At 60.3% G+C, this 24,540-nt stretch carries 29 protein-coding genes; 13 read left to right on the top strand and 16 right to left on the bottom strand.

Annotated features, from left to right (window positions below):
- Nucleotides 1-24: 24 nt before the first annotated feature.
- Entirely contained in the window at nt 25-888 is an 864-nt protein-coding gene (locus AC1RBR_RS07265) for a DMT family transporter (protein WP_492563638.1), read from the bottom strand.
- Between the two features lie 450 nt (nt 889-1,338).
- On the opposite strand from AC1RBR_RS07265, the gene AC1RBR_RS07260 reads away from it, so the two are divergent.
- Together AC1RBR_RS07260 and AC1RBR_RS07255 are read left to right on the top strand one after the other, a co-directional pair.
- Entirely contained in the window at nt 1,339-1,872 is a 534-nt protein-coding gene (locus AC1RBR_RS07260; protein ID WP_492563636.1) for a hypothetical protein, read from the top strand.
- A 49-nt stretch (nt 1,873-1,921) separates the two neighbouring features.
- Nucleotides 1,922-2,101: a hypothetical protein gene (locus tag AC1RBR_RS07255; protein WP_492563635.1), complete on the top strand. Its 180-nt coding sequence runs from the start codon at nt 1,922-1,924 to the stop codon at nt 2,099-2,101.
- Between the two features lie 45 nt (nt 2,102-2,146).
- Here the strand turns inward: AC1RBR_RS07255 and AC1RBR_RS07250 are convergent, their stop codons facing one another.
- Both AC1RBR_RS07250 and cysK read right to left on the bottom strand, forming a co-directional pair.
- Entirely contained in the window at nt 2,147-3,085 is a 939-nt protein-coding gene (locus AC1RBR_RS07250) for an aspartyl/asparaginyl beta-hydroxylase domain-containing protein (RefSeq protein ID WP_492563633.1), read from the bottom strand.
- 185 nt (nt 3,086-3,270) lie between these two features.
- Nucleotides 3,271-4,245 carry a cysteine synthase A gene (gene cysK / locus AC1RBR_RS07245; RefSeq protein ID WP_047598160.1) on the bottom strand — a complete coding sequence of 325 codons (975 nt, stop codon included), beginning with the start codon at nt 4,243-4,245 and terminating at the stop codon, nt 3,271-3,273.
- A 127-nt stretch (nt 4,246-4,372) separates the two neighbouring features.
- Between cysK and AC1RBR_RS07240 the strand changes: the two genes are divergently transcribed.
- Nucleotides 4,373-5,449: a DUF748 domain-containing protein gene (locus AC1RBR_RS07240; protein ID WP_166497076.1), complete on the top strand. Its 1,077-nt coding sequence runs from the start codon at nt 4,373-4,375 to the stop codon at nt 5,447-5,449.
- Here the strand turns inward: AC1RBR_RS07240 and AC1RBR_RS07235 are convergent.
- The gene (locus tag AC1RBR_RS07235) at nt 5,446-5,943 is read right to left on the bottom strand and encodes a helix-turn-helix domain-containing protein (RefSeq protein ID WP_492563631.1); all 498 of its coding nucleotides are present in this window, start codon (nt 5,941-5,943) and stop codon (nt 5,446-5,448) included. The two genes, AC1RBR_RS07240 and AC1RBR_RS07235, sit on opposite strands and share 4 nt — an antisense overlap.
- Nucleotides 5,931-6,161 (bottom strand): DUF4160 domain-containing protein, encoded by a 231-nt coding sequence (locus AC1RBR_RS07230; RefSeq protein WP_492563629.1) that lies wholly within the window; start codon nt 6,159-6,161, stop codon nt 5,931-5,933. Before AC1RBR_RS07230 ends, AC1RBR_RS07235 begins: the two co-directional genes overlap by 13 nt.
- Before the next feature lie 202 nt (nt 6,162-6,363).
- Here AC1RBR_RS07230 and AC1RBR_RS07225 point away from each other — a divergent pair, with 202 nt between their 5' ends.
- Complete coding sequence (locus AC1RBR_RS07225; RefSeq protein WP_003222636.1) at nt 6,364-7,209, top strand: AAA family ATPase; 846 nt, start codon at nt 6,364-6,366, stop codon at nt 7,207-7,209.
- A 12-nt stretch (nt 7,210-7,221) separates the two neighbouring features.
- Complete coding sequence (locus AC1RBR_RS07220; protein WP_492563627.1) at nt 7,222-8,400, top strand: vWA domain-containing protein; 1,179 nt, start codon at nt 7,222-7,224, stop codon at nt 8,398-8,400.
- 87 nt (nt 8,401-8,487) lie between these two features.
- Here the strand turns inward: AC1RBR_RS07220 and AC1RBR_RS07215 are convergent, their stop codons facing one another.
- The 4 genes from AC1RBR_RS07215 to AC1RBR_RS07200 form a co-directional block, all read right to left on the bottom strand.
- Nucleotides 8,488-9,405, bottom strand: coding sequence for a 5-oxoprolinase subunit C family protein (locus AC1RBR_RS07215; protein ID WP_492563625.1), 918 nt, complete (start codon nt 9,403-9,405; stop codon nt 8,488-8,490).
- A complete protein-coding gene (pxpB, locus tag AC1RBR_RS07210; protein ID WP_492563623.1) occupies nt 9,402-10,106 on the bottom strand; it encodes a 5-oxoprolinase subunit PxpB in 705 nt (234 codons plus the stop codon). Before pxpB ends, AC1RBR_RS07215 begins: the two co-directional genes overlap by 4 nt.
- Nucleotides 10,103-10,855 (bottom strand): 5-oxoprolinase subunit PxpA, encoded by a 753-nt coding sequence (locus tag AC1RBR_RS07205; protein WP_492563621.1) that lies wholly within the window; start codon nt 10,853-10,855, stop codon nt 10,103-10,105. Before AC1RBR_RS07205 ends, pxpB begins: the two co-directional genes overlap by 4 nt.
- A 63-nt stretch (nt 10,856-10,918) precedes the next feature.
- Nucleotides 10,919-12,205: an MFS transporter gene (locus AC1RBR_RS07200; RefSeq protein ID WP_253150412.1), complete on the bottom strand. Its 1,287-nt coding sequence runs from the start codon at nt 12,203-12,205 to the stop codon at nt 10,919-10,921.
- 158 nt (nt 12,206-12,363) lie between these two features.
- Here AC1RBR_RS07200 and AC1RBR_RS07195 point away from each other — a divergent pair, with 158 nt between their 5' ends.
- Nucleotides 12,364-13,278 (top strand): LysR family transcriptional regulator, encoded by a 915-nt coding sequence (locus AC1RBR_RS07195; protein WP_492563620.1) that lies wholly within the window; start codon nt 12,364-12,366, stop codon nt 13,276-13,278.
- Between the two features lie 153 nt (nt 13,279-13,431).
- On the opposite strand, the gene AC1RBR_RS07190 is transcribed toward AC1RBR_RS07195, so the two are convergent.
- The 3 genes from AC1RBR_RS07190 to AC1RBR_RS07180 are packed head-to-tail and all read right to left on the bottom strand — an operon-like array spanning nt 13,432 to nt 15,279.
- Complete coding sequence (locus tag AC1RBR_RS07190; RefSeq protein ID WP_064586452.1) at nt 13,432-13,974, bottom strand: DUF2937 family protein; 543 nt, start codon at nt 13,972-13,974, stop codon at nt 13,432-13,434.
- Nucleotides 13,975-13,988: 14 nt separating this feature from the next.
- Nucleotides 13,989-14,765, bottom strand: coding sequence for a class II glutamine amidotransferase (locus AC1RBR_RS07185; protein ID WP_007969599.1), 777 nt, complete (start codon nt 14,763-14,765; stop codon nt 13,989-13,991).
- Between the two features lie 16 nt (nt 14,766-14,781).
- The gene (locus AC1RBR_RS07180; RefSeq protein WP_103369779.1) at nt 14,782-15,279 is read right to left on the bottom strand and encodes an MFS transporter; all 498 of its coding nucleotides are present in this window, start codon (nt 15,277-15,279) and stop codon (nt 14,782-14,784) included.
- Between the two features lie 236 nt (nt 15,280-15,515).
- Here AC1RBR_RS07180 and AC1RBR_RS07175 point away from each other — a divergent pair, with 236 nt between their 5' ends.
- Entirely contained in the window at nt 15,516-17,570 is a 2,055-nt protein-coding gene (locus tag AC1RBR_RS07175) for a S9 family peptidase (RefSeq protein ID WP_492563617.1), read from the top strand.
- A gap of 203 nt (nt 17,571-17,773) precedes the next feature.
- On the top strand, nt 17,774-18,247 hold the full coding sequence (locus AC1RBR_RS07170) for a Crp/Fnr family transcriptional regulator (RefSeq protein ID WP_095138623.1): 474 nt from the start codon (nt 17,774-17,776) through the stop codon (nt 18,245-18,247).
- Here AC1RBR_RS07170 and AC1RBR_RS07165 read toward each other — a convergent pair.
- Entirely contained in the window at nt 18,244-18,528 is a 285-nt protein-coding gene (locus AC1RBR_RS07165) for a hypothetical protein (RefSeq protein WP_003222617.1), read from the bottom strand. The two genes, AC1RBR_RS07170 and AC1RBR_RS07165, sit on opposite strands and share 4 nt — an antisense overlap.
- Nucleotides 18,529-18,608: 80 nt before the next feature.
- On the opposite strand from AC1RBR_RS07165, the gene AC1RBR_RS07160 reads away from it, so the two are divergent.
- The 4 genes from AC1RBR_RS07160 to AC1RBR_RS07145 all read left to right on the top strand — a co-directional run bounded on the left by AC1RBR_RS07160 (nt 18,609) and on the right by AC1RBR_RS07145 (nt 20,829).
- Nucleotides 18,609-19,295 (top strand): spermidine synthase, encoded by a 687-nt coding sequence (locus AC1RBR_RS07160; RefSeq protein ID WP_003222615.1) that lies wholly within the window; start codon nt 18,609-18,611, stop codon nt 19,293-19,295.
- 49 nt (nt 19,296-19,344) lie between these two features.
- Nucleotides 19,345-19,716 carry a YajD family HNH nuclease gene (locus AC1RBR_RS07155; protein WP_003222612.1) on the top strand — a complete coding sequence of 124 codons (372 nt, stop codon included), beginning with the start codon at nt 19,345-19,347 and terminating at the stop codon, nt 19,714-19,716.
- 182 nt (nt 19,717-19,898) lie between these two features.
- Nucleotides 19,899-20,369, top strand: coding sequence for an RNA methyltransferase (locus tag AC1RBR_RS07150; RefSeq protein WP_007911337.1), 471 nt, complete (start codon nt 19,899-19,901; stop codon nt 20,367-20,369).
- 82 nt (nt 20,370-20,451) lie between these two features.
- Nucleotides 20,452-20,829 carry a YgaP family membrane protein gene (locus tag AC1RBR_RS07145; protein WP_041070334.1) on the top strand — a complete coding sequence of 126 codons (378 nt, stop codon included), beginning with the start codon at nt 20,452-20,454 and terminating at the stop codon, nt 20,827-20,829.
- Between the two features lie 108 nt (nt 20,830-20,937).
- Here AC1RBR_RS07145 and AC1RBR_RS07140 read toward each other — a convergent pair whose 3' ends face one another.
- Together AC1RBR_RS07140 and AC1RBR_RS07135 are read right to left on the bottom strand one after the other, a co-directional pair.
- Nucleotides 20,938-22,167 (bottom strand): hypothetical protein, encoded by a 1,230-nt coding sequence (locus tag AC1RBR_RS07140; RefSeq protein WP_492563614.1) that lies wholly within the window; start codon nt 22,165-22,167, stop codon nt 20,938-20,940.
- A gap of 35 nt (nt 22,168-22,202) precedes the next feature.
- On the bottom strand, nt 22,203-22,652 hold the full coding sequence (locus tag AC1RBR_RS07135) for a YcgN family cysteine cluster protein (protein ID WP_027614519.1): 450 nt from the start codon (nt 22,650-22,652) through the stop codon (nt 22,203-22,205).
- A gap of 165 nt (nt 22,653-22,817) precedes the next feature.
- Here AC1RBR_RS07135 and AC1RBR_RS07130 point away from each other — a divergent pair, with 165 nt between their 5' ends.
- A complete protein-coding gene (locus AC1RBR_RS07130) occupies nt 22,818-23,411 on the top strand; it encodes a nitroreductase family protein (RefSeq protein ID WP_492563613.1) in 594 nt (197 codons plus the stop codon).
- A gap of 124 nt (nt 23,412-23,535) precedes the next feature.
- Here the strand turns inward: AC1RBR_RS07130 and AC1RBR_RS07125 are convergent, their stop codons facing one another.
- Nucleotides 23,536-24,468 carry a D-2-hydroxyacid dehydrogenase gene (locus tag AC1RBR_RS07125; protein WP_492563612.1) on the bottom strand — a complete coding sequence of 311 codons (933 nt, stop codon included), beginning with the start codon at nt 24,466-24,468 and terminating at the stop codon, nt 23,536-23,538.
- Nucleotides 24,469-24,540 lie beyond the last annotated feature (72 nt).

The following is a 24,540-nucleotide window of genomic DNA, read 5'->3' as shown; positions in this document are numbered from 1 at the left end:
ATGCCCGGGTCAGCCCGAAGGTTTTCAAGCAGTTTTACGGAACACAAACACCAGCCCGACAATGATCAACAGCATCCCCAGCACGCTCAACGCCGCCAGGCGATTGCCGAAAATCAGATAGTCCATCACCGCCGTCACCGCCGGCACCAGATAGAACAGGCTGGTGACATTCACCAGATTGCCCCGGGCGATCAGGCGATACAGCAACAGCGTCGCCAGCACCGACACCACCAGCCCCATCCACAGCACCGGTACGATGAAACCGGCGCTGTGTTCGAAGTGAAACGGCTGGAACGGCACAAAGATCCCGCAGAGCAACAGGCCCGCCAGATACTGCACCGGCAACGTTCCGAGGGGATTGTCGGTGATGCGTTTCTGCATGATCGACCCCAGCGTCATACTCACCAGCGCCAGCAAGCCAAACAACATCCCCGCCCACGACATCCCGGCCAAACCAATGCCTTGGTAAACCACCATGATCAACCCGGCCAACCCCAACACCAGACCAAACATCCGGCTCGCCGAACGCTGCCGCTCCATCAATACCACCGTGAGAATCGGCTGCACGCCCATGATCGTCGCCATTACCCCCGGTGTGACTTTGGTGTTCAGCGCCAGCAGATAGAAAATCTGATACGCCCCCAACAACACCACGCCCGTTGCAATCGCAAACAGCATCGGCCGACCGCCCTTGGGCAGCTTCAACTTGAGCAGCGGCGTCAACAGCAACAGCCCGCACAGCGCGATCACAAAGCGAATCAGCAGAAAGGCAAACGGCGATGCATGGGCCAGCCCCCACTTGGAGAAGATCGCCCCGCTGCTCCACAGCAGAACGAACAGGCTCGTGGACGTCGCCGCGAGCGCGGATTTTTTTGATAGGACAAACATGAATACCACCTGTAGTCAGGCAAATAGCCAATTCAGCCGAGGCTGAAATTCAGTAGGTTTTTCTGGCGGGCGCAGGGGTCAGCAAAGAATGCCGATCAGCCCGAAACGCCAACGCCCGGCGGTGATACGAGGGCGCACACCGGCGTGCTACTGACAGGTGGAGGGTAATGACTGATCTGCCCAGGCTGCTGATTCCCGCACGGCACGACGCCAGCGTTGACCGCTGAATCGACTACCGCGTTGATGAGGGATGCAGGCATTGGGGCTGATCTTTTTTGAAGGGTTTGAAGAGTGAATCAGCTGATTCACGAGCGCCGACTATAACCAGCGGGGGACATGGATTGCAATGATTTGGACAAAGGGCCAGCAGGGACAGCTCGATGGCAGGCGCATAGGCTGATGAGCAACAGATAGGCCCAAAACGGGGAGACAGGGAATGCTCGGGATCACATGCCAAGGGAACGGACATATTTGCGGTATCAGGTCTATCGGTCAGAGGCGCGGAAGCAGGCCGGTATTACTTTTGCAAAACTGCAGAAAGATCTGCAACAGAACGGGATCGTGGATCTGGATCACTCCAGAGTTCGTTTTGAGGCCATCGATGCTCTGGCCCTGAATGCCTATGAAAAATGGCTTGATCCTTATTTTTCCTGGCAGGAAGTTGTCAGGTGGAAGGCCAGAGAGCCTATGGCGTTCGATTTGGCAATTTGGTTTGATCAAGAGCTTTGCGGACTCTGCTTCGCGAATCCTAACCAGAGCCGGTTGCGCGTGAAAATCGTGCGTCTTGAAGGCCAACCGGGAACGGATCACCCCCTCAAGAGCCGCATCGCAACGTTTGCCTTGACCGCCGTTACTCACTTCGCACGAATCATAGGCAGCGAACAAATAGAAATTCAGGAACCTCTTCCAGCAGTAATTCCTCTTTACAGGCAACTGGGTTTTGAGTTCGACGCAGAGGGGCGACTTGTGAAGCTTATTGACTAAGTCTAGTATCGGGCCATCTGCTCATTTAATGATCAACGTCGGAGATACCATGAAAGCTGTCGTTGAAAACAAGGCGTCGGTCGCCAAGTCTATAAAGGTCGATAAAAAGCGCTCGTGCTCAGAGCTTTCTGAGAGAGAGTTGCACCGTATCAGGGAGGCGTTGGCAAAACCGGCCGTTGAGGAGCCTGGGGGTGTTCTTGCCGGCGCCTCTTTCACCTTCCCTTCATGAAAAAACCGCTCACAAGGAGCGGTTTTTTTATTTCAATATCCAGCCTCAACCAAACAGCCAATACCCCAACAACGTCAACACCACCACCGCAAGCACCGGACGCAGGATGCGGTAGGCCTTGGGATTGCGGCGTTTCCACTGCTTGACCAAGCCGCTGAACCGGTCGCTGAAGTTCTTGCTCCAGGCGTAGGCCTGATTGATCCCGCCGACGCGTTCATCATCAAGGTTCTGCGGGGCGGTGGCGCGTCCCAGCCAGGCGCTGACGGCGCGGTTGATGCGGGTCATCACACGGTTGCTCAGCGGACGTTCGATATCGCAGAACAGGATGACGCGGGTCTGTTCGGTTTCGTTCTTGACCCAGTGCACGTAGGTCTCGTCGAACATTACGTCTTCACCGTCACGCCAGGCATAAACCTGACCATCAACAAAGATCCGGCAATCGTCGGAGTTCGGCGTCGACAGACCCAGGTGATAACGCAGCGAGCCGGCAAACGGATCACGGTGCGGGTTCAGGTGGCTGCCACCCGGCAACAGGGCGAACATCGCGCCTTTGACGTTAGGGATCGCATTGACCAGCGCCACGGTTTTCGGGCACAGGGTTTCGGCCGACGGCAGCGGTTTGTCGTACCACTTGAGGTAGAAACGCTTCCAGCCCTTCTTGAAGAACGAGCCGAAACCGGCGTCATTGTTCTTCTCGGCGGCGCGGATGTAGCCCTCGTCGAACAGGTGCATGGCTTCGTCGCGAATGGTTTCCCAGTTATCGCGCAGCACATCAAGCTCTGGAAACTTGCTGCGATCCAGATACGGTTTGGAGGGAACGCCGGAAAACAGGTACATCAGCGCGTTGTACGGGGCGAACAGCGCCGAGTGGTTGACGAACTGACGCAGAACCGGCAGGCGCGCCTTGCCGCGCAAATGCACATAGAGGATGCTGCCCGCAAACAACAGCAACACCGACACCTTGGCGGCTAACGAAAAGTTCATCAACGACTCCTTGAATAAAGACAACGCTGCGCAATGCCCTTTACCCGGCATGGCAGCCGGCCATGATAAACACTACCGGCCTCGGGAAAAACCCGCTGAACCCAAGATTCAGTGTTAAGAATTGCGCAACAAAGCATTTATTAGCATAACGATCCTGAACCCCGGCTGATCTGAGTCAAATTCGACTACTGTTGATTCTCCTGCTCGGTGAACAGATCGCTGAACAACATGCTCGACAGATAGCGCTCGCCGGAGTCCGGCAGAATCACCACGATGGTCTTGCCCTGCATTTCCGGCTTCTCGGCCAGACGCACTGCCACAGCCATGGCCGCGCCGCAGGAGATACCGCACAAGATCCCTTCTTCCTGCATCAGACGCAGCGCCATGGCCTTGGATTCGTCGTCAGTGACCTGCTCCACCCGGTCGACCATCGACAAATCGAGGTTCTTCGGCACAAAACCAGCGCCAATCCCCTGAATCTTGTGCGGGCTCGGCTTGATCTCTTCACCCGCCAACGCCTGGCTGATGACCGGTGAAGACACCGGCTCCACCGCCACCGACAGAATCGGTTTGCCCTGGGTATTCTTGATATACCGCGAAACGCCAGTGATGGTTCCGCCGGTTCCGACGCCGGCCACCAGCACATCGACAGCGCCATCGGTGTCATTCCAGATTTCCGGGCCGGTGGTTTTTTCGTGAATCGCCGGGTTGGCCGGGTTGTCGAACTGCGACGGCATGAAGTATTTGTCGGTGTCGCTGGCAACGATCTCGGCGGCTTTCTCGATTGCGCCTTTCATGCCCTTGGCCGGTTCGGTCAGGACCAGCTCTGCGCCCAGTGCTTTCAAGACCTTGCGACGCTCGATGCTCATCGAAGCCGGCATGGTCAGCATCAACTTGTAACCACGGGCGGCGGCAACGAAGGCCAGACCGATGCCGGTATTGCCCGACGTCGGCTCGACGATGGTCATGCCCGGCTTGAGTTTGCCGCTACTTTCGGCATCCCAGATCATGTTCGCGCCGATCCGGCACTTGACCGAATAACCGGGGTTGCGCCCCTCGATCTTGGCCAGAATGGTCACGCCACGCGGCGCGATGCGGTTGATCTGCACCAGCGGCGTGTTGCCGATGGAGTGGGCGTTGTCAGCAAAAATACGGCTCATGGCTGGGTCCTTATGCAGCGTTGAATTCAGCGTTTCAAGGTATGCCTGTTGCCTGGCGCAGTCCAGTCGGGTCGAACGTCTGCGCCGCGCCACAGTCAATCGCTTACATCGTTCGGGAATTGTTGTCATGAAGCGTCGCTACAGTTGGCCACTAGGGATCTTCACCGTCGTCGTTGTGCTGTTGATCGCCCTGCACATCGCCCTGCCCTACATGGTGCGCGATTATCTGAACGGCAAACTGGCGGACATGGGCGATTACCGCGGCCAGATCACCGACGTCGATCTGGCCTTGTGGCGCGGCGCCTACAAAATCAACGGCCTGAAAATCGTCAAGGTCGACGGCAAGGTGCCGGTGCCTTTCGTCAACGCGCCACTGATCGACCTGGCGGTCAGTTGGCATTCGCTGTGGTACGACCATGCCGTTGTCGCGCAGGTCAAATTCGTCAAACCCGAAGTCAACTTCGTCGATGGTGGCGCCAACAAGCAGAACTCTCAAACCGGTCAAGGCACCGACTGGCGCGAACAACTGGGCAAATTGCTACCGATCACCCTCGACGAGGTGCAGATTCACGAGGGCAAAATCACTTTTCGCAATTTCAACTCCAAGCCACCGGTCAACATGAATGCCACCAACGTCGAAGCGAGCATCTACAACCTGACCAACGTGGTCGACAAACAGGGCAAACGCGACGCCCGCTTCGAAGGCAAAGCGCTTCTGCTCGGACATGCCCCATTGGAAACCACTGCCACCTTCGACCCGCTGAGCAACTTCGAGGACTTCCAGTTCCGCCTGCGCGCCCGCGACATCGAGCTCAAGCGCATGAACGACTTCGCCTCGGCCTACGGCAAGTTTGATTTCAACGCCGGCCACGGCGACGTGGTCATCGAATCCCAGGCGAAAAAAGCCCAGGTCAGCGGCTATATCAAGCCGCTGTTGCGCGACGTCGAAGTGTTCAACTGGCAGCAGGACGTGGAGAACAAGGACAAGAGCATCTTCCGCTCAGTCTGGGAGGCCATCGTCGGCGGCACGGAAACCGTGCTGAAGAACCAGGCCAAAAACCAGTTCGCCACCAAGGTCGAGCTCAGCGGCAACGTGCATCAGCAAAATATCAGCGCATTCGAAGCGTTTTTGCAGATTCTGCGCAATGGCTTCATTCAGGCCTTCAATGCGCGGTATGAAAGGCCTAAGCCGGATGCGGGCTAAGACTTACGATTGACGATATATCGACCAGACGCTTCAGCCGCCAGCGTGGACTTTTGCTGCAATGAGTCCCAGCCCAGACAAGCCAACGCCAATGACTTAGGCACCGCCTCCCGCCCGTTACTGTATCGGCTGATGCTGCGGGCACTGACACCCAGCGCCTCGGCTGCCTGATTCAGAGAGAGTCCGGTACGTGCGCGCCAATCGATGAAAATCCGAGTGTTTTCATCGGCAGTGTTTTGAGCCAGCGCATCCATATAAAGCGTATCTGCGCCAATCTGTATATCGGGCTCAAGCCACTCGACCGTCCAGCCATAATCGTCCAGGGCCGCAGTCGCAAACACTTCCGGATCCAGCAATGGTTGCAGACCTGGATAAGCGTGAATATCTCGGCTCAGATCAAGTGTCAGATCCTGACCATCAATAAAAGTCAGTTTCAATCGAGAATCTGACAGCGCCTGCACAGCCGACAGACGAGGCCTTTTCATGGGTAACATCGTTTCCAGTCCTCCAGCAATTGCGCTTGATGCGCCGCAACCCAGGCCAGCGCTTCCTTGATGATCAGCGGCGGTGCCTTGCCCGTCATGACCTCAACGGTTTCAAGGCTCAGCATCACATCCAAACCGCCACCAATCAGGTGGACATGGGGTGGCGGGTGATCCTTCTCGCGCAACTGAATGCGGTATTTGTCGCGAAATCGGTATTTAGTCGTCATGCCCGACAGACTATCGCCAAATCGGCGATACCTGAATACTGGCCCCTGGCCGAAACCGAGTCAACATGTGACGCCCCATTCAGAGACTGAATAAGCCGTCTGCGTTCACAGTCGACCGGGCTGCGCGTTATAGTCGGGGCATCCGATTTTTTCGCCCCCGCCCTGCCCGTGCAGGTCGGCGTTACCGTTCGAGGATTAGCAGATGAAGTTCGAAGGCACCCAGGCCTACGTCGCCACCGATGACCTGAAGCTGGCGGTCAACGCCGCCATCACCCTGGAGCGGCCGCTGCTGGTCAAGGGCGAACCGGGTACCGGCAAGACCATGCTCGCCGAGCAACTGGCCGAATCGTTCGGCGCCAAGCTGATCACCTGGCACATCAAGTCCACCACGAAGGCCCATCAGGGCCTGTACGAGTACGACGCGGTCAGCCGTCTGCGCGACTCGCAACTGGGCAATGAGAAAGTCCACGATGTGCGCAACTACCTGAAGAAGGGCAAGCTGTGGGAGGCTTTCGAGTCCGAAGAGCGGGTGATTCTGCTGATCGACGAAATCGACAAGGCCGACATCGAGTTCCCTAACGACCTGCTGCAAGAACTCGACAAGATGGAGTTCTACGTTTACGAGATCGACGAGACCATCAAGGCCAAGAAACGCCCGATCATCATCATTACCTCGAACAACGAGAAAGAGCTGCCGGACGCCTTCCTGCGCCGCTGTTTCTTCCACTACATCGCCTTCCCGGATCGCAGCACCCTGCAGAAAATCGTCGATGTGCACTACCCGGACATCAAGAAGGATCTGGTCAGCGAAGCGCTGGACGTGTTCTTCGACGTACGCAAGGTGCCGGGCCTGAAGAAGAAGCCGTCGACCTCGGAACTGGTCGACTGGCTGAAGCTGCTGATGGCCGACAACATCGGCGAAGCGGTGCTGCGCGAGCGCGATCCGACCAAGGCCATTCCGCCATTGGCCGGTGCGCTGGTGAAGAACGAACAGGATGTGCAGTTGCTTGAGCGCCTGGCGTTCATGAGCCGTCGCGGTTCTCGCTAAGAGGCTGATGCCATGTTGCTCAACCTGTTCAATGAAATGCGTGCAGCCAAGGTGCCAGTGTCGGTGCGCGAGCTGCTCGACCTGATCAACGCGCTGAAGCAGCGCGTCACCTTCGCCGACATGGACGAGTTCTATTACTTGTCGCGGGCGATTCTGGTCAAGGACGAACGGCATTTCGACAAGTTTGACCGTGCGTTCGGCGCCTACTTCAATGGCCTGGAAAAACTCGACGATCACTTGCAGGCGCTGATTCCCGAAGACTGGCTGCGCAAGGAATTCGAGCGCTCGCTGACCGACGAGGAACGCGCGCAGATCCAGTCCCTCGGCGGTCTCGACAAGCTGATCGAAGAGTTCAAGAAGCGTCTGGAAGAACAGAAGGAACGCCACGCCGGCGGCAACAAATGGATCGGCACCGGCGGCACCAGCCCGTTCGGCTCCGGCGGCTTCAACCCGGAAGGCATTCGGGTCGGCGATGCCGGCAAGCGTCAGGGCAAAGCGGTCAAGGTCTGGGATCAGCGCGAGTACAAGAACCTCGACGATTCGGTGGAGCTGGGTACGCGCAACATCAAGGTCGCCCTGCGTCGTCTGCGCAAATTCGCCCGTCAGGGTGCGGCTGAAGAGCTGGACATCGATGGCACCATCGACCACACCGCCAAGGACGCCGGCCTGCTGAATATCCAGATGCGCCCGGAGCGGCGCAACGCGGTGAAGCTGTTGCTGCTGTTCGACATCGGCGGCTCGATGGACGCGCACGTGAAGATCTGCGAGGAACTGTTCTCAGCCTGCAAGACCGAGTTCAAGCATCTGGAGTACTTCTACTTCCACAACTTCATTTATGAGTCGGTGTGGAAGAACAACATGCGCCGCACGTCCGAGCGTTTCTCGACCCAGGATTTGCTGCACAAGTATGGCGCCGACTACAAAGTGATCTTCATCGGTGACGCTGCCATGGCGCCCTACGAAATCACCCAGGCCGGCGGCAGTGTCGAGCACTGGAACGAAGAGCCGGGCTACCTGTGGATGCAGCGGTTCATGGAGAAGTACAAGAAGCTCATCTGGATCAATCCGTATCCGAAGGACACGTGGGGATACACGTCGTCGACCAATATCGTGCGTGATTTGATCGAGGATCAGATGTATCCGTTGACCCTGCGTGGGCTGGAAGAAGGGATGCGGTTTTTGTCCAAATAAAAGCCAAAGATCGCAGCCTGCGGCAGCTCCTACAGGGGGATTCGCGTTTCCATGTAGGAGCTGCCGCAGGCTGCGATCTTTTGATCTTCAACCAAAACGCTGCAAATATTCGACATGCTCGCGGTGCGCCACTTCCTGCACCACCGGCCTCAACCGCACCTGCGCCCCCGGCAGACACTGCGCCAGTCGCGCCAGCGCCAACGGTGTCAACGCTCCCAACCTTGGATAGCCACCAATCGTCTGCCGATCATTGAGCAGCACGATCGGCTGTCCGTCCGGCGGCACCTGCACCGCGCCCAGCGGAATACCCTCGGAAATCATCGGTCGGCCCTGATACTGCAACGCCTTGCCCAGCAATCGAATACCCATGCGGTCGGCGCGACTGTCCAGCGTCCACGGACTGTTGAACACATCGAACAGACTCTGCCCGCTGAACTGACCGATCTGTGCGCCAAGCACCAGATCCAGCGGCGTATTCAGGCGCAGATCAGGTCGATGCGCCTGCGGTACTTCACGCACCTGCAGAGCCGCACCGCAATAACTCAATGTCGCGCCCTTGGTCAGCGGTAACCCCATACCATCCAATCCACCGAGTTCTTCGCGCACCACCGTGGCACTGCTGCCCAGCACCTGCGGCGCGTCGAATCCACCGGGCGCCGCCAGATAAGCCCGGGCGCCGAGCAGCGGTTGGGTGAACTTCAATGTCTGGCCTTTGCCCAGTTTGAAACTGCGCCACGCCGCCAGCGCCTGCCCGTCAATCTGCGCGCCAAGATCCGCCCCGGCCAATGCCAGCAGGCAATCCTCCTGCGCCACCACGGCAAACCCGCCGAGGGTGATTTCGATCACCGGCAGATCCAACGCATTGCCGAGCAACCAATTGCCCCAACTCATCGAACACCAGTCCGCGGCACCGCCCTGGGTCACGCCCAAATGGCGCACGCCAAAGCGCCCGGCGTCCTGCAACAGGCACAGCGGCGTGCTCGCCTCAATCGTCAGTCGGCTCATGCCAGCGCCTCCAGTGGCGTGTCATCGCCGCCCAGGTTGATGAACTCGGCGTGGCTCATCGCTTCGAAACGCACCGTGTCGCCGGGTTGCATCAGGCTATAGCCGTCGCGATGGCGGTCGAACAGTTTCGCCGGGGTACGGCCGATCAGGTTCCAGCCACCGGGGGAGACCACCGGATAAGCAGCGGTCTGCCGTTCGGCGATACCGACGCTGCCGGCCGCGACTTTCTTGCGCGGGGTGTCCAGGCGTGGCGCCGCGAGGATTTCCTCCACCAGCCCCATGAAGGCGAATCCCGGGGCGAAGCCGAGGGCAAACACCTGATATTCACGAGCGCTGTGGCGACGGATCACCTCCTCCACCGCCAACCCGCTGCGCTGCGCCAGCAGGCTCAGTTCGGGGCCGACACTCAGGTCGTACCAGACCGGCAACACATGGCACTGGCCGCTGGTGCGCGCATTCGGCGACAGGTCGATCAAGGCTTCAGCGATCAGTTCACGGGCCTGACTCGGGCTCAACGCAGCCAGGTCGTAATGCACCATCAGCGTGGTGTAGGACGGCACCAGATCGATCAACTGCGCGGCTAACACCGCGCGCAGACGCTCACTGGCGGCGAGCATCCACGGCATGTTGGTTTCGGCAATTTCATCGAACAGGCGCAGCATCAGGCAGTCCAGGGCCACCACTTCAATCCGTGGGTTCATGGCGCGCTCTGCTGATTCAGGGCCTCGCGAATGCGCTGCACGGCGGCCACCGAACTGGCGTTATCGCCATGCACGCACAAGGTGTTGGCCTGCAGGTGCAGCGCGCTGCCGTCGCAGGCAACGAGCTCGCCGCCACGGGCGATGGTCAGCGCCTGTTCGATGATTTTTTCTGGCTCGTGATGCACCGCGCCCGGCAGTTGCCGCGAAACCAGCCGACCTGCACTGTCGTAGGCGCGATCAGCAAAGGCTTCGAACCACAGGGTCACGCCGTATTCGTCACCGAGCTGCTGCGCCGCCGAATTGTCACGGGTGGCCATGAGCATCAGCGGCAACGTGCGATCGTAAGTCGCCACAGCTTGAATCACCGCCCGCAATTGCGCCGGATTGGCCATCATGTCGTTGTACATCGCGCCGTGAGGTTTGACGTAACTGACCCGCCCGCCCTGCGCCTTGCAGATGCCGTCAAGCGCGCCGATCTGGTAATGCAGGATGTCTTGCAGTTCCTGGGCGGAATAGGCCATGGAACGCCGGCCGAAACCGACCAGATCCTGATAGGCCGGGTGCGCGCCGATCTGCACGCCGTGGCTCAGGGCCAGGCTGACGGTCTTGCGCATGATGCTCGGGTCACCAGCATGGAAGCCGCAAGCAACGTTGGCGCAGTCGATGAAGGGCATGACCTCGGCGTCCAGACCCATGGTCCAGCTGCCGAAACTCTCGCCGATGTCACAGTTCAATAGCAGGCGGCTCACGGTGAACACTCCTGTAGCTTCTGGTCTTTTTATCTGTAGGACGCTTGCCCGGCAGGTTATCAGTTACTGCGCATCCAGTTGCTTGCCACGGGTCTCCGGCAGGCTCAATGCGGCGAGAATCACCACGCCGTAGGACACCGCAGCGAACGCACCGATACCCACGCTCAACGGGACTTTCTGACTCAGCAAACCAATCAGCAGCGGAAACAAAGCCGCCAGCGCCCGACCGATGTTGTAGCAGAAGCCCTGCCCCGAACCGCGAATCCGCGTTGGAAACAATTCAGTGAGAAAAGCGCCCATGCCGCTGAAAATCCCCGAAGCGAAGAAGCCCAGCGGAAAACCCAGCCACAGCATCACGCCGTTGCTCACCGGCATCTGCGTGTACAGCAGAACGATGGTGAACGAGCCGACCGCGAACAGGATGAAGTTCTTTTTACGTCCCAGCAGATCAGTCAGATAAGCGCTGATCACATAGCCGACGTAGGAGCCGACGATCACCATCGCCAGATACCCGCCAGTGCCGAGCACGCTCAAACCGCGTTCGTTCTTGAGGAAGGTTGGCAGCCACGAAGTGATCGCGTAGTAACCGCCGAGCGCACCGGTAGTCAGTAGTGACGCACGGAACGTGGTGAACAGCATGCCGGGGGCGAAGATCTCGTAGAACTTCGCCGGATTCTGCGGAGTTTGCGCCGCCTTGGCTTCGCGATAGATCTCCGGGTCTTTCACCAGCCGACGTACGAAGATCACGAAAATTGCCGGGACGATGCCGAGAATGAACAGCGCACGCCACGCGTCTTCCGGCGGCATGATCGAGAACAGCAGCGCATACAGAATCGCCGTCAGCCCCCACCCTAGCGCCCAGCCGGATTGCACCATGCCCACCGCTTTGCCGCGATCCTTGGCGCGGATCACTTCACCGATCAACACCGCGCCGGCAGTCCATTCGCCACCGAAACCGAAGCCCATCAGGGTGCGGGCGATCAGCAGCTGTTCGTAGTTCTGCGCGAAACCACAAAGAAACGTAAAAAAAGCGAACCACAGCACCGTCAGTTGCAGAGTACGCACGCGGCCGATGCGGTCGGAGAGAATCCCCGCCACCCAGCCACCAATGGCCGAGGCGATCAGGGTGCTGGTGTGAATCAGCCCGGCCTGCCCGGTGGTGATGCCCCACATGGCGATCAGGGTCGGCACCACGAAACTGAGCATTTGCGTGTCCATGCCGTCCAGACCATAGCCGATCTTGCAGCTCCAGAAGGTACGACGCTCTTGCTGATTGATGTTGCGATACCAGTCGAACGGTCCCGGGCGGGCCGTGCTCTTGGGGAGGTCGAGGGTGTCGGGCGCACGCATGGCAAGTCTCCGCAGGCTTTTATTGGTCTTGTTCGAAGTTCCGACGACGCCTATCGTGGGAACCGGATGCGCCGATTTTTCGTCGCCCGGCCCTGCTGCGTCCAACGAATAAAAACCCGCCTTAGGCATAAGAAAAATTTGTCACCCGAGCCGTTGCCATGAACCTGAAGTTTCTCGAAACCTTTGTCTGGGTCGCCCGGCTGAAGAGTTTTCGCCTGACCGCCGACAAGCTGTTCACCACCCAGGCGTCGATTTCCAGCCGCATCGCGGTGCTCGAAGGCGAGCTGGGGGTGAAGCTGTTTCTGCGCGATTCACGCGGCGTCAGCCTGACGCCCGAAGGCCTGAAGGTGCTGGATTACGCCGAGCAGATGCTCGATACGATGTCGGCGCTGAAGCAATCGATCGAGACCCGTTCGAGCAAGGTCGGCCGGGTGCGCATCGGCGTGATGGACACGGTGATCCACACTTGGCTCAGCCCGTTGGTGGCACAGATGACCGATCTGTACCCACGGGTGGAAATCGAGCTGGTGGCGGATACCTCGCTGAACCTCTGCGATCAACTGCAAAAAGGCTTCCTCGACATCGTTCTGCAAACCGATCTGATACGTCACGAAAGCGTGCGTAGCCTGGAGCTGGCCAGCCATCCGCTGGGCTGGATCGTTGCGAGCAATTCGATCTACAACCGCGACTACGCCGACCTCGGCGAACTGGCGCAGGAACGGCTCATCACCTACTCGAAAAACTCCCGACCGCATCAGGATCTGCTCGCTTTGATGCAGGCCAACGGCGTGCTGGCACCGCGCCTGAACTGCGTGAATTCGGTGTCGGCGATTACCCGGCTGTTGCGTGATGGTTTTGGTATTGGCGTGCTGCCGCCGGTGCTGGTGGCCGAGGAACTGGCGCGGGGTGAACTGACCTTGCTCGACATCGACCAGCGACCGCCGAATCTGCAGGTGGTGGTGTCGTGGCGAGTTGGCGTGGAGTGGGTCGAGGAGATGGTGACGTTGTGTCAGCAGGTGCTGGAGGGGTATGCGCGCAAGGTCGGTGAGAACTACATTGTCTTGAGTGCCTGACACCCTGTGGCGAGGGAGCTTGCTCCCGCTGGACTGCGAAGCAGGCCCAAAAACCAGACATCCCAATCATTCAGGACAATTGAGTTCATAGCTTTACGACTGCTGCGCAGCCGGGCGGGAGCAAGCTCCCTCGCCACAGGAGTTTTGCCAGACTTACAAGCCGCGCACGTCGCGGTCTTCAATCGGCCGGCTCTGGCGCAAACGCCGGCCGCCGAGCACCACCCAGTCAATCAGACGAATCAGGCACTCGATGCCGAACGACAGCAGCAACGCGCCGCTCATGCCCCAGATCATCGCTTCCGGGGTCAGCAGGATCTGGTAGCTGTAGCCATTCCAGGTTTCCTTGCGAATGTCCGGGTCGGCGGCCAGCACCACTTGCAGGAAGCGGATGTACCACGGGCCCTGCATCGCCTGGAACTGTTTATCCAGCGCAATCTGGCGGTTGAGCAAGGTGCTCAGGCTGTCGGCGTCGCTGCGAAACACCGGGTCATCACTGGCGCGGTAATGCGCGACCAGCGCCTGCAAGTCGCCCTTGAAAAACTGCTCGGCGGTGCCCTGAAAACCGCGCAGACCGGTCTGCGCTTCGATCAGATGGGCTTCGACGCGTTTGGCGTAATCGTTGATGAAACCCGGCACCTGGACACCGATCAACAGGCCCGCCGCAAACAACACCAGCCGTAGATAACTGAGCAACATCGAGGAGAGATCCTTTATTCGGTCGTGCCCTGGCTGACGCATTCGCCGCGTCGCCACAGGCTCCATTGGCCCGGTTGGTAACGGGTCCAGGTTTCGTTTTCGGTCAAAGGCTCGGTGGCGATCACCGTGACCACATCGTTAGGCGTGGTTTCCGCCTGGAAATCGACGATCACATCGACATCCTTGAGCCGCGCCGGGCCGAACGGTGCGCGCCGGGTGATCTGTGCCAGTTTGGTCGAGCAATAGCAGAACAGCCAGTCGCCGTCGCTGAGCAGGCAGTTGAACACGCCTTTGCTGCGGTATTCAGCGCACGCGGCGACCAGATCCGGCAGCAGCACTTCTATATCGACCGGTTCCGGAAATGCTGCACGCACGCGGTTGAGCAAATCGCAAAACGCTGCTTCGCTGTCGGTGTCGCCCACTGGGCGGTAGAAACTTTTGATCGGGGTGAAATCGGCGAGTTGGCCGTTGTGCGCGAAACACCAGTTGCGCCCCCACAGTTCGCGCACGAACGGGTGGGTGTTGGACAGGCAGACTTTGCCGACGTTGGCCTGGCGGATGTGGCCGATCACCACTTCGCTCTTGATCGGATAGCGCTGCACCAGGTTGGCGACTTCCGACTCGCTGCTCGCGGCCGGGTCCTGGAACAGGCGCAGACCGCGCCCTTCATAGAAGGCGATGCCCCAGCCGTCGCGGTGCGGGCCAGTACGCCCGCCGCGCTGCATCAGGCCGGTGAAGCTGAACACGATATCGGTCGGCACGTTGGCACTCATGCCCAGTAATTCACACATGTGCGGACTCTCGGTTTTACAGACGCGGCTCGACGCGCATGCGCTGCGGATTGTTCGGCACCGGCGGGCGACCATAGCGGTCATCACCGGCAGCGCCGAACGGCTGATCGTCGTCGCGATCATCGGCACGCGCCGCAGCCTTGGCGGCTTCGGCCTGCTCGCGGCGGGCGCGCGAGGCACGTTCGATCGGGAAGCGGATCAGCACGAAGATCAGGTAAATGCCGAACGCAATCATGCCGTACATGAACAGATCGGAGACCGCTCGCCAGGCGTTGTTGCCGACCTTGAAGGCCAGATCCAGCGCAGTGATGGCGATCGACGGCGCGACCTTGGCTTTCACCGGGTCAATGATGGTCGGGCTGAACAGCAACACCGCCATCAGCACCCGCAGCGGCTCGCGCAACCAGCGCCACATCCAGCGGGTCAGGCGCATCCCTACCAACAGGCAGCCCACAGCGGCAAAGGCGTAGAGGCCCCAGGCGATCAGATAGTCGTTCTCGGTCATGGTGTCCATGGCAAGGCAGGCAAAGAGGCGCTTATAGTAACGACTTTTCGCCCGCCAGGCTTGTCCCAATGCCAGACGGCCCGCCGCAATCATTGTGGGAGCGGGCTTGCTCGCGAAAGCGGTGTGTCAGCCAAATAAGTCTTTACTGACAGGACGCCTTCGCGAGCAAGCCCGCTCCCACAGGGGAGTGCGATGGTTTCAAGAGCTGCGAAAACCCTTATTCCGTAAATGTCCGAGAGCCTTCCATGCCCGAATCCGCCCACGTCATCAGTGCCCCGATCGCCCGCAAGGCAGCCGGTGCCGACCCGTATGCCTGGTTGCAGGAACGCGACACCGACGCGGTGCTCGACTACCTCAAGGCTGAAAACGCCTATCAGGAAGCACAGACCGCCGATCAAGCCGGCCTGCGCGAAAGCCTGTTCGAAGAGATCAAGGGCCGGATCCTCGAAACCGACCTGTCCCTTCCCTCGCCATGGGGCCCGTACCTGTATTACACGCGCACCACGGCGGGTGACGAATACGCCCGCCATTACCGTTGCCCGCGTCCGGCCGACGACAGCCTGACCCTCGACGAAAGCCGTGAGCAACTGCTGCTCGACCCGAACGTGCTGGCCAATGGCGGCTTCTTCTCGCTCGGCGCGTTCAGCATCAGCCCGGATCACCAGCGTCTGGCCTACAGCGTCGACGCCTCGGGCGACGAGATCTACACGCTGTTCGTCAAGGAACTGGCCAATGACAAGGTCAGCGAACTGGAATTCCAGGACTGCGACGGCAGCATGACCTGGGCCAACGACAGCCTGACCCTGTTCTTCGGTGTGCTCGACGACACTCACCGCCCGCACAAGCTGTTTCGCTATCGCCTCGATGGCACCGCCGCCGAAGAGGTATTCCACGAGCCGGACGGGCGTTTCTTCCTGCATTGCTATCGCTCCAGTTCCGAGCAGCAATTGCTGCTGACTCTGGGCAGCAAGACCACTAGCGAAGTCTGGGCGCTGGACGCGCACCAGCCGCACCTGCCCTTCACTTGCCTGGCGCCACGGGTCGAGGATCACGAATACGATGTCGATCACGGTGCGCTGGATGGCGTGTGGACCTGGTTCATCCGCACCAATCGCGACGGCATCAACTTCGCCCTGTATCAGGCGCCGGACACCGGTGTGGTGCCGAGCGAGGCCGACTGGCAGAACCTGATTCCGCACAGCGACACGGTGATGCTCGACGGCGTGACGCTGAACACGGCGGCCATGACCCTGAGCCTGCGCGAAGGCGGTCTGCCGATCATCGAAGTTCATCCGCAAGGCCAGACGCCGTATCGCGTGCAATTGCCGGACGCGGCTTACAGCCTCTATGTGCAGAACAGCCTGGAGTTCGAGAGCGACCGCATCCGTCTGCGTTACGAGGCGCTGAATCGTCCGGCGCAGGTGCGCCAGTTGCTGCTGGCCAGCGGCGAGCAAACCGTGCTGAAGGAAACCCCGGTGCTCGGCCCGTTCGACGCCGACGCCTACGTCAGCCAACGCCTGTGGGCCACCGCGCCGGACGGCACGCAGGTGCCGATCAGTCTGGTGATGAAACGCGAAATGGTCGGCAAACCGGTGCCGCTGTATCTGTACGGTTATGGCGCCTACGGCTCCAGCCTCGACCCGTGGTTCTCCCATGCCCGCCTGAGCCTGCTGGATCGCGGCATGGCCTTTGCCATCGCCCACGTGCGTGGCGGCGGCGAGCTGGGCGAAGCCTGGTATCGCGCCGGCAAGCAGGAACACAAGCACAACACCTTCAGCGACTTCATTGCCTGCGCCGAATTCCTGATCCTCAACGGCATCACCACCGCCGAGAAACTGGCAATCAGCGGCGGCAGTGCTGGCGGCCTGTTGATTGGTGCGGTGCTGAACCAGCGTCCGGATCTGTTTGGCGTAGCGATTGCCGAGGTGCCGTTCGTCGACGTGCTCAACACCATGCTCGACCCGGACTTGCCGTTGACCGTCACCGAGTACGACGAGTGGGGCAACCCGGAAGAGCCGGAGGTCTACGAGCGAATCAAGGCGTACGCGCCGTACGAAAACGTCACTGCGCAGAATTATCCGGCAACCCTGGTGATCGCCGGCTACAACGACAGCCGCGTGCAGTACTGGGAAGCGGCCAAGTGGGTGGCGAAACTGCGTGCGACCAAGACCGACGACAATCTGCTGCTGCTCAAGACTGAACTCGGCGCCGGGCATGGCGGTATGAGCGGGCGCTATCAGGGATTACGTGACGTAGCGCTCGAATATGCATTTGTGTTCAAGGTTTTGGGCCTGGCCTGAGGAACTCCGTCGGTCACTTGGGTCTTAACTCCAGACCCAAGAGGCCGATACACCACAGATCCCTGTAGGAGTGAGCCTGCTCGCGATAGCGGTGTATCAGTCACCGGTGATGTGAATGACAGACCGCTATCGCGAGCAGGCTCACTCCTACAAGGATCCGTGTAGTGCCTGAAAACCGTGAAAACAATAAAGACCGCAACGACATGTCAGAACCGACCTTACTGAACAACGAAATTCGCGACTGGCTGATGGACTGTGGCCTGTTCGATCAATTGCAACTGGCGGACTTCGCCGCGGCCTCGGGCTACTTCAGCATCAGCACCGTGGCTGAGGGCGAAGCGATCTTCCGTGAAGGCGATGCCGGCAGTTTCATGTGCATCCTCCACACCGGTCAGGTCGCGGTGCAGAAGACTGGCCCCGACGGCCAGGTCATCACCATGGCCATCCTGCGCAGCGGTCGGGCGTTCGGGGAAATGGCCGTGCTCGATGGCGAACGCCGTTCGGCGACCTGCATCGCGGCGAGCAACTGCCAACTGCTCAATCTGGGCAAGGACTCGCTGGAAAAAATGCTCAACGACGCGCCGAAGATCGCCGCGAAGATCATCCGCGCCCTTGCCGTGTCCCTCTCCAAACGTCTGCGCATGGCCGACGGCCAACTGGCGGCGCAACAGGTTTAACCGCCAGGGGATTTGACCTTGGTGCCGCTCGGCTCGATGCCCGGCACCGGTTGATCCTTGCTCGGCGGGCTGGGCATTTCGATCGGCACCAGCGGCGGGCTGCCACTGCCGGCACCGGCCTTCGGTGCGCTGATCGGGGTGATTTGCGGATACGGGGTCGGCGTGGCGGTACCCGGCGAGCCGGGTTGCGGCGTCGGGCTGACCGGAATGGTCTGCTGCGCCTGCACTGCAGTAATCGAGAGCGCGGCCAGGGCAATGACCGTTAGAATGGTGCGCTTCATCAAGGGCTCCGTTTGGCCTCTAGTCTGCGCTCAGGCTACTCCCAACGGGCCGGCTTGCCTTCCCCTTTGTAGAGATTTCCATGAAACGTTTCGTTCTGCTCGACACCACGCCGATCCCTGACAACGGCGGTGCCCTGTGCCTGTTCGAGTATGGCGAGGATTTCGTCATCAAGATCCAGGGCGGCGACGGCGGGCAATTGATGAACACGCGCATGCACGGTTCGGAGGATGCGCTGGCCGAGATCCCTTGCCGCAAGGTCGCCGGCCGACCGAATTCGCGAGTCTTGATTGGCGGTCTGGGCATGGGGTTCACCCTCGCCTCGGCGCTCAAACATCTGGGCAAGGGTGCCGAAGTGGTGGTCGCCGAACTGGTGCCCGGCGTGGTCGAGTGGAACCGCGGGCCGCTCGGTGAAAAGTCCGGGCGCCCCTTGCTCGATCCACGCACGGTGATCCGTCAGGACGACGTGGCCAAGGTCCTGCAAAGCGAGCCAAATGGTTTCGACGCGATCATGCTCGACGTCGACAACGGCCCCGAAGGCCTGACCCAGAAGGCCAACAGCTGGCTGTACTCGGCCGCTGGTCTGAACGCCTGCGCCAAGGCCCTGCGGCCCAAGGGCGTGCTGGCGGTGTGGTCGGCCAGCGCTGACCGGCAGTTTTCCGACAAATTGAAGAAGGCCGGGTTCAAGGCCGAAGAAGTCCAGGTCTTCGCCCACGGCAACAAGGGCACCCGCCACACGATCTGGATTGCCGAGAAGCTCAAGGGCTGAGCTAAACTCTGCACATAACCGTCATTAGTCTTTTTACACAGGTGAACCCATGAGTTCGTCCACCCCGACCAACACGTCGAAGCTCGATCGCATCCTTGCCGACAACCAGCGCGACAAGGAAATGGGCTACCGTGACAAGGCCCTGAAAATGTACCCGCACGTCTGCGGCCGCTGCGCTCGTGAGTTCTCCGGCAAGCGCCTGAGCGAACTGACCGTGCACCACCGCGATCACAACCACGACAACAACCCGCAGGACGGCTCGAACTGGGAACTGTTGTGCCTGTACTGCCACGACAACGAACACTCGCGCTACACCGATCAGCAATACTTCGGCGACGGCTCGCTGAGCACGCCGAAAATCGCCAAGGCAACGCATAACCCGTTCGCCGCCCTCGCCGGGCTGATGAAAAAAGAAGACTGAAGATCTTCAGCGCCTGAACCGGCCCTTTCGCGAGCAAGCCCGCTCCCACAGGTGGACGCATTCCAACTGTGGGAGCGGGCTTGCTCGCGAAAGCGGTCGATCAGACACCGGTAATCCGTGATCTGACCACAACTGCCCAATCCCCGTATAATCGCCCTCTTTTTCCCGAAGGCACCCCGCTCGTGGCAGACAAACGTTACAGCTGCATTGGTTTGTACAACCCCAAGTCACCGGAGAATGTCGGTTCGGTGATGCGCGCCGCAGGCTGTTACGGCGTGGCGTCGGTGTTCTACACCGGCAAGCGTTATGAACGCGCCGCCGATTTCGTCACCGACACCAAGCGCGTGCACTACGACATCCCGCTGATCGGCATCGACGACCTGAAAAAGATCCTCCCGCTCAACTGCGTCCCGGTCGCCGTGGAACTGGTCGAGGGCGCCCGCCCGCTGCCGGAATACACCCACCCGGATCGCGCCCTTTACATCTTCGGCCCGGAGGACGGCTCGTTGGATAAAGAGATCCGCGACTGGTGCGAAGACGTCGTGTACATCCCGACCACTGGCTGCATGAACCTCGCCGCCACGGTCAACGTGGTGCTCTACGACCGCATGGCCAAGGGTCTGAATACCCGCTCCGGGCCGAAATTCCGCTGAAACGTCGCACATCCGATGGAACGAGCCGGCCGCTGCGGCAGTCAGCTTATCTATCTATTGCACATTGCCTGGGAGACAGATCATGACCGAACTCAAACGCGTCCAACGTATCGATTCCACCCCGTTCCAGAGCCCGACCGAGCAGAACGTCCAGGGCTGGGAGCGCATCGGCTCGCTGGCCGGTGGCGTGATCATGGTCGGCAAGGGCCTGCGCCGTGGCGGCGTGTTCGGTCTGATTCAGGTGGCGATTGGCGGCGTGGCGATGGCCCGCGGCATCACCGGGCACAGCTCGGTGAAAAGCCTGCTGGAGAAAAGCCGTCAGGACATGAACAACGTGCGGGCGAAGATCGAGCGCGCCGGGGAAGAGCTGAGCCAGCTCAAGGCCAATGCCGAGGCGGCGACCAGCACGGCGACGGTGACTGGCAATGATTCGGTGAAGTCACCGAAAGCCGGGGTCTGAGCCTGAATTTTCGTTGAGGCTTCTGGCCTCTTCGCGAGCAAGCCCGCTCCCACATTGAAAGTTGGAATGCGATCAAAGGTGGGAGCGGGCTTGCTCGCGAAGGCGGTATTACTGAAGTAACGCGCTATCGAGGACTTTGGAAGACTCGCCCAGAACACTCTCGGCCAGTTGCACAAATTCCTTGGTACTCACCGTGCCCAGATGCATCGCCCCGCGCAACACATCATCCAGCGAACGTTTGTTGCGAGTCTTCAGACGAATCTCGCGATCCAGTTCCTGCAGCATGAGCACCGCTTTTGCAAGCTGCGCCTGGTTGATCTTCTCGCCGCGCAGAGACGTGACTTTCTGACTGTCCTTGGTCAACTTCGCCTGCAACGCCTGATAGCGCTCATCGCTCATGCCCCCGGCACGCCGCACCAATTCGATCGCGTAGTACTCGGCAAAGCCTTCGCTGATCCAATCGCTGCGCTGCTCGTCGTTGATCCGCCCGAACACCTGTGCCAGCTCGCGCACCAGCGCACTGCTGCCGCTCTCGCTGACCAGCGGCAAACGCGTGTTCAGGTAAATTGACTCATGCGCACCGAGGCTGCCGCGCCACATCGGGTCGTTGGCGCCGACGATCAGCAGTTTTTTCGGATGCCGGGGATAGACCGCTTGCACCTGTGGCCAGACGAACGTCAGCAAGGTCAGCACATCCATGCGACGCATGCCCTGCCCTTGCGGTGAGGCCACAGTGACTTCGGTTTCACCCAGACGCGTGCGACGGCTGCCAAGGTGACCGGCGAGCATCCAGCCGGTCGGGCGGTCGAACAGGCGTGAAGGGTTGTCGATGCGGAATTTATTCTTGCCGATGCGCGGCCAGGCGGTTTCAACGCTTTGCCAGCCATTGGGCAGTTCAAATTGCAGACGCGACACCAGCTCGACGCCATCTTGCTGATCGAGCTTGGCCGGCGGCACCAGATCATCACCGCGCAGCAGCGCCCAGGTCGGGGTCATGCGCGTGTCGAAGCTGCCGCCCTTGCGGCCGTGGCTGATACTGACGCGATAAGTCAGGCTGGGCTTGTCGCCGATCGGGCGCCAGAGGCCCCGGGTCTGTTTGCCCGGGGTCAGTTGCCATTGGCCGTCGGCCTTGAAGTCGCTGTAATGGCTGCCGTCGCCGAGGTCGAAGTCAAGACTGCGCACCGCTTCGCCTTTGGCCAGGGTCAGGCGCACTTCGGCCTGATCGCCTTGCGGCAACAGGCGTACGTGGTAATCCAGATCGACTTTCTTTGCCGCCCACACTGGTGCGCTTAGCGCCAGCAGGCCGATCAGCGATGCCCGCAGCAATCCCCCAGCCATACACACTCCTTGTTGAATCCTGGAACCCTTGTTGCTTAACCAGCCCGGAAAATCAGGTGATCTTCCCAGTCGTCCTCCGGCACGCTGCCTTCGGCGAGCATGCGCCCGGACTGGGAAATCCGTTCGTGGTGCACGGCGTCACGATCGCCGCACACCAGGTGGTGCCACAGCGGCAGATCCTTGCCTTCGCTGACCAGACGATAACCGCAGGTCGGCGGCAGCCATTTGAATTCTTCAGCCTGGCCCGGAGTGAGCTGGATACAGTCCGGGACAAACTTGATGCGATTCGGGTAATCGCTGCACTGGCAGGTTTTCAGGTCCAGCAGTTTGCAGGCGATACGCGTGTAATAGACGCTGTTGTCTTCTTCATCTTCGAGTTTCTGCAGGCAGCACAGACCGCAGCCGTCGCACAGCGATTCCCATTCCTCGTGATCCAGTTGCTCGAGGGTTTTGCGTTTCCAGAACGGTTCGACTTTGGCGGCCATGGCTCAAGCATCAACATCAGGTGGTGAAAAGGCCGCCAGTCTAGTGCCCAAGGCCTTGCGGGCCAAGCGCTGGCGACTGTCGGTAAATCGCGCTTGTCAGCCGAATCGCCGCCCAGTAGGGTTTTGCCACGAATTCATGACTCAAACACAGCAAGGAATCTTTCGATGAGTGCCAACCCTCGCGTCGCCGATTACGCCATTCACCCGCAGTTCACCGATCGCTGGTCGCCCCGCGCCTTCACCGGCGAAACGATCCCGGAAGAAACCCTGCTGAGTTTTTTCGAAGCCGCACGCTGGGCGCCGTCGGCCTACAACTCGCAACCGTGGCGCTTCCTCTATGCGCGTCGCGACACGCCGAACTGGGAGCGTTTCCTGGGTCTGCTCAACGAATTCAACCGCAGTTGGGCGCAGCACGCTTCGGCACTGGTGATCGTGATTTCGAAAACCACCTTCACCGCACCCGGTGCCAGCGAAGAATCCCCGGCGCTGTGGCACACCTTCGACACCGGTTCGGCCTGGGGCCACCTGGCGCTGCAAGCGAGCATCAGCGGCTGGCACACCCACGGCATGGCCGGTTTCGATCAGGAGCTGACCCGCAAGGAGCTGAATATTCCTGAAGGTTATGCGCTGCATGCGGCGGTCGCTATCGGCAAGCTGGGTGACAAGGCGACCCTGGCCGAATACCTGCAAGCTCGTGAAGTGCCGAGCCCGCGTCGTCCGCTGAGCGAGCTGGTGGCGGAAGGCAACTTCACCCTCTAAGCCACCATGCAAAAACCACTGTAGGAGTGAGCCTGCTCGCGATGGCGTAGTGTCAGACAACATTAATGTCGACTGACACACCCTCATCGCGAGCAGGCTCACTCCTACAGTTATCGCGGTGGATTTAATATCCGCGGTTGAAATCCACTTCCCCGCGCAACGCTTCTCCCGCCTGATACGCCTTCAGGTTTTCGACGAACAACTGCACCATCAGCGCCGGCGACGTCGGTGCCGAGCTGTGTCCGGTCAGCAGCAGGCCCCAGGCAGTCCAGAACGGATGGCGTTGCGGCAACGGCTCCTGACGGCAAACGTCGATCACCGCACCAGCCAGATGCCCTTCCTTCAGGGCTTCCACCAGATCCGCATCAACCACCGCCACGCCGCGTCCGACGTTGATGAACAACCCGGTCGGCTTGAATTGCTTGAACAGCGCCGCGTCATAAATGTCGTGGGTGTGCGCGGTATTCGGCAGCAGGTTGACCACGTAATCGACCGCGCCCACCAGCCGTGGCAGATCCGCCATCGAGCCGACTTCGACGAACGGCGCCTGCTCGCGCGCGCTGCTGGCGATGCCGTACAACTCGACACCGAACGGCAACAGAAACTGCGCCACGCTCTGGCCGATATCGCCGGTGCCGACGATCAGCACCTTGCGCCCGACCAGACTCTGGCCGGTGCGGTTGTCCCACTTGCGCTCGACCTGGCTGACCAGACGCGCCAGCACTTCCCGCTCGTGGCCGAGCATGTAGGTCAGCACGTATTCGGCCATCACCTGACCGAAGATGCCCACCGCGCGGGTCAGGCGGTAATCGCGGCGCAAGCCGTCGGCGAGCAGCGGCGTGATGCCGGCCCAGGTCGATTGCAGCCATTGCGGCTGATGGCCCTGACGCAGCAGGGTAGCCAGCAGATCCGGCTGCCCCAGCCACACAGGGCAATCGGCCGCCTGACGGGTCAGTTCGGCGGAGTCGCCACTGGTCAGTACTTCAAGTTCGGGGGCCGCCTGACGCAGCAGCCGGGCGTACACCGCGTGGTCGTGTTCAGCAATCAGAACGCGCATTTTCAAACCTTTCGCAAACCGTGCAGGCAACCGCCGAAGGAGTCGCGCTCCTTCGTGGCGGTCGTCGCCGTA

The sequence above is a fragment of the Pseudomonas sp. GW823-FHT01D03 genome (genome assembly GCF_058798255.1).
The sequence above is the reverse complement of the archived record's forward strand: the minus strand, read 5'-3'. Positions and strand labels throughout refer to the sequence as shown.

What these genes read in the sequence shown, in the direction of transcription:
- AC1RBR_RS07265 (WP_492563638.1), bottom strand. Translation starts at nt 888, where the DNA reads ATGTTTGTCCTATCAAAAAAATCCGCGCTCGCGGCGACGTCCACGAGC.
- AC1RBR_RS07160 (WP_003222615.1), top strand. Translation starts at nt 18,609, where the DNA reads ATGAAACGTTTCGTTCTGCTCGACACCACGCCGATCCCTGACAACGGC.
- AC1RBR_RS07180 (WP_103369779.1), bottom strand. Translation starts at nt 15,279, where the DNA reads ATGGACACCATGACCGAGAACGACTATCTGATCGCCTGGGGCCTCTAC.
- cysK (WP_047598160.1), bottom strand. Translation starts at nt 4,245, where the DNA reads ATGAGCCGTATTTTTGCTGACAACGCCCACTCCATCGGCAACACGCCG.
- AC1RBR_RS07260 (WP_492563636.1), top strand. Translation starts at nt 1,339, where the DNA reads ATGCCAAGGGAACGGACATATTTGCGGTATCAGGTCTATCGGTCAGAG.
- AC1RBR_RS07215 (WP_492563625.1), bottom strand. Translation starts at nt 9,405, where the DNA reads ATGAGCCGACTGACGATTGAGGCGAGCACGCCGCTGTGCCTGTTGCAG.
- AC1RBR_RS07235 (WP_492563631.1), bottom strand. Translation starts at nt 5,943, where the DNA reads ATGTTACCCATGAAAAGGCCTCGTCTGTCGGCTGTGCAGGCGCTGTCA.
- AC1RBR_RS07240 (WP_166497076.1), top strand. Translation starts at nt 4,373, where the DNA reads ATGAAGCGTCGCTACAGTTGGCCACTAGGGATCTTCACCGTCGTCGTT.
- AC1RBR_RS07155 (WP_003222612.1), top strand. Translation starts at nt 19,345, where the DNA reads ATGAGTTCGTCCACCCCGACCAACACGTCGAAGCTCGATCGCATCCTT.
- AC1RBR_RS07190 (WP_064586452.1), bottom strand. Translation starts at nt 13,974, where the DNA reads ATGTTGCTCAGTTATCTACGGCTGGTGTTGTTTGCGGCGGGCCTGTTG.
- AC1RBR_RS07125 (WP_492563612.1), bottom strand. Translation starts at nt 24,468, where the DNA reads ATGCGCGTTCTGATTGCTGAACACGACCACGCGGTGTACGCCCGGCTG.
- AC1RBR_RS07175 (WP_492563617.1), top strand. Translation starts at nt 15,516, where the DNA reads ATGCCCGAATCCGCCCACGTCATCAGTGCCCCGATCGCCCGCAAGGCA.
- AC1RBR_RS07195 (WP_492563620.1), top strand. Translation starts at nt 12,364, where the DNA reads ATGAACCTGAAGTTTCTCGAAACCTTTGTCTGGGTCGCCCGGCTGAAG.
- AC1RBR_RS07170 (WP_095138623.1), top strand. Translation starts at nt 17,774, where the DNA reads ATGTCAGAACCGACCTTACTGAACAACGAAATTCGCGACTGGCTGATG.
- AC1RBR_RS07145 (WP_041070334.1), top strand. Translation starts at nt 20,452, where the DNA reads ATGACCGAACTCAAACGCGTCCAACGTATCGATTCCACCCCGTTCCAG.
- AC1RBR_RS07130 (WP_492563613.1), top strand. Translation starts at nt 22,818, where the DNA reads ATGAGTGCCAACCCTCGCGTCGCCGATTACGCCATTCACCCGCAGTTC.
- AC1RBR_RS07220 (WP_492563627.1), top strand. Translation starts at nt 7,222, where the DNA reads ATGTTGCTCAACCTGTTCAATGAAATGCGTGCAGCCAAGGTGCCAGTG.
- AC1RBR_RS07135 (WP_027614519.1), bottom strand. Translation starts at nt 22,652, where the DNA reads ATGGCCGCCAAAGTCGAACCGTTCTGGAAACGCAAAACCCTCGAGCAA.
- AC1RBR_RS07185 (WP_007969599.1), bottom strand. Translation starts at nt 14,765, where the DNA reads ATGTGTGAATTACTGGGCATGAGTGCCAACGTGCCGACCGATATCGTG.
- AC1RBR_RS07225 (WP_003222636.1), top strand. Translation starts at nt 6,364, where the DNA reads ATGAAGTTCGAAGGCACCCAGGCCTACGTCGCCACCGATGACCTGAAG.
- AC1RBR_RS07255 (WP_492563635.1), top strand. Translation starts at nt 1,922, where the DNA reads ATGAAAGCTGTCGTTGAAAACAAGGCGTCGGTCGCCAAGTCTATAAAG.
- pxpB (WP_492563623.1), bottom strand. Translation starts at nt 10,106, where the DNA reads ATGAACCCACGGATTGAAGTGGTGGCCCTGGACTGCCTGATGCTGCGC.
- AC1RBR_RS07200 (WP_253150412.1), bottom strand. Translation starts at nt 12,205, where the DNA reads ATGCGTGCGCCCGACACCCTCGACCTCCCCAAGAGCACGGCCCGCCCG.
- AC1RBR_RS07140 (WP_492563614.1), bottom strand. Translation starts at nt 22,167, where the DNA reads ATGGCTGGGGGATTGCTGCGGGCATCGCTGATCGGCCTGCTGGCGCTA.
- AC1RBR_RS07250 (WP_492563633.1), bottom strand. Translation starts at nt 3,085, where the DNA reads ATGAACTTTTCGTTAGCCGCCAAGGTGTCGGTGTTGCTGTTGTTTGCG.
- AC1RBR_RS07230 (WP_492563629.1), bottom strand. Translation starts at nt 6,161, where the DNA reads ATGACGACTAAATACCGATTTCGCGACAAATACCGCATTCAGTTGCGC.
- AC1RBR_RS07165 (WP_003222617.1), bottom strand. Translation starts at nt 18,528, where the DNA reads ATGAAGCGCACCATTCTAACGGTCATTGCCCTGGCCGCGCTCTCGATT.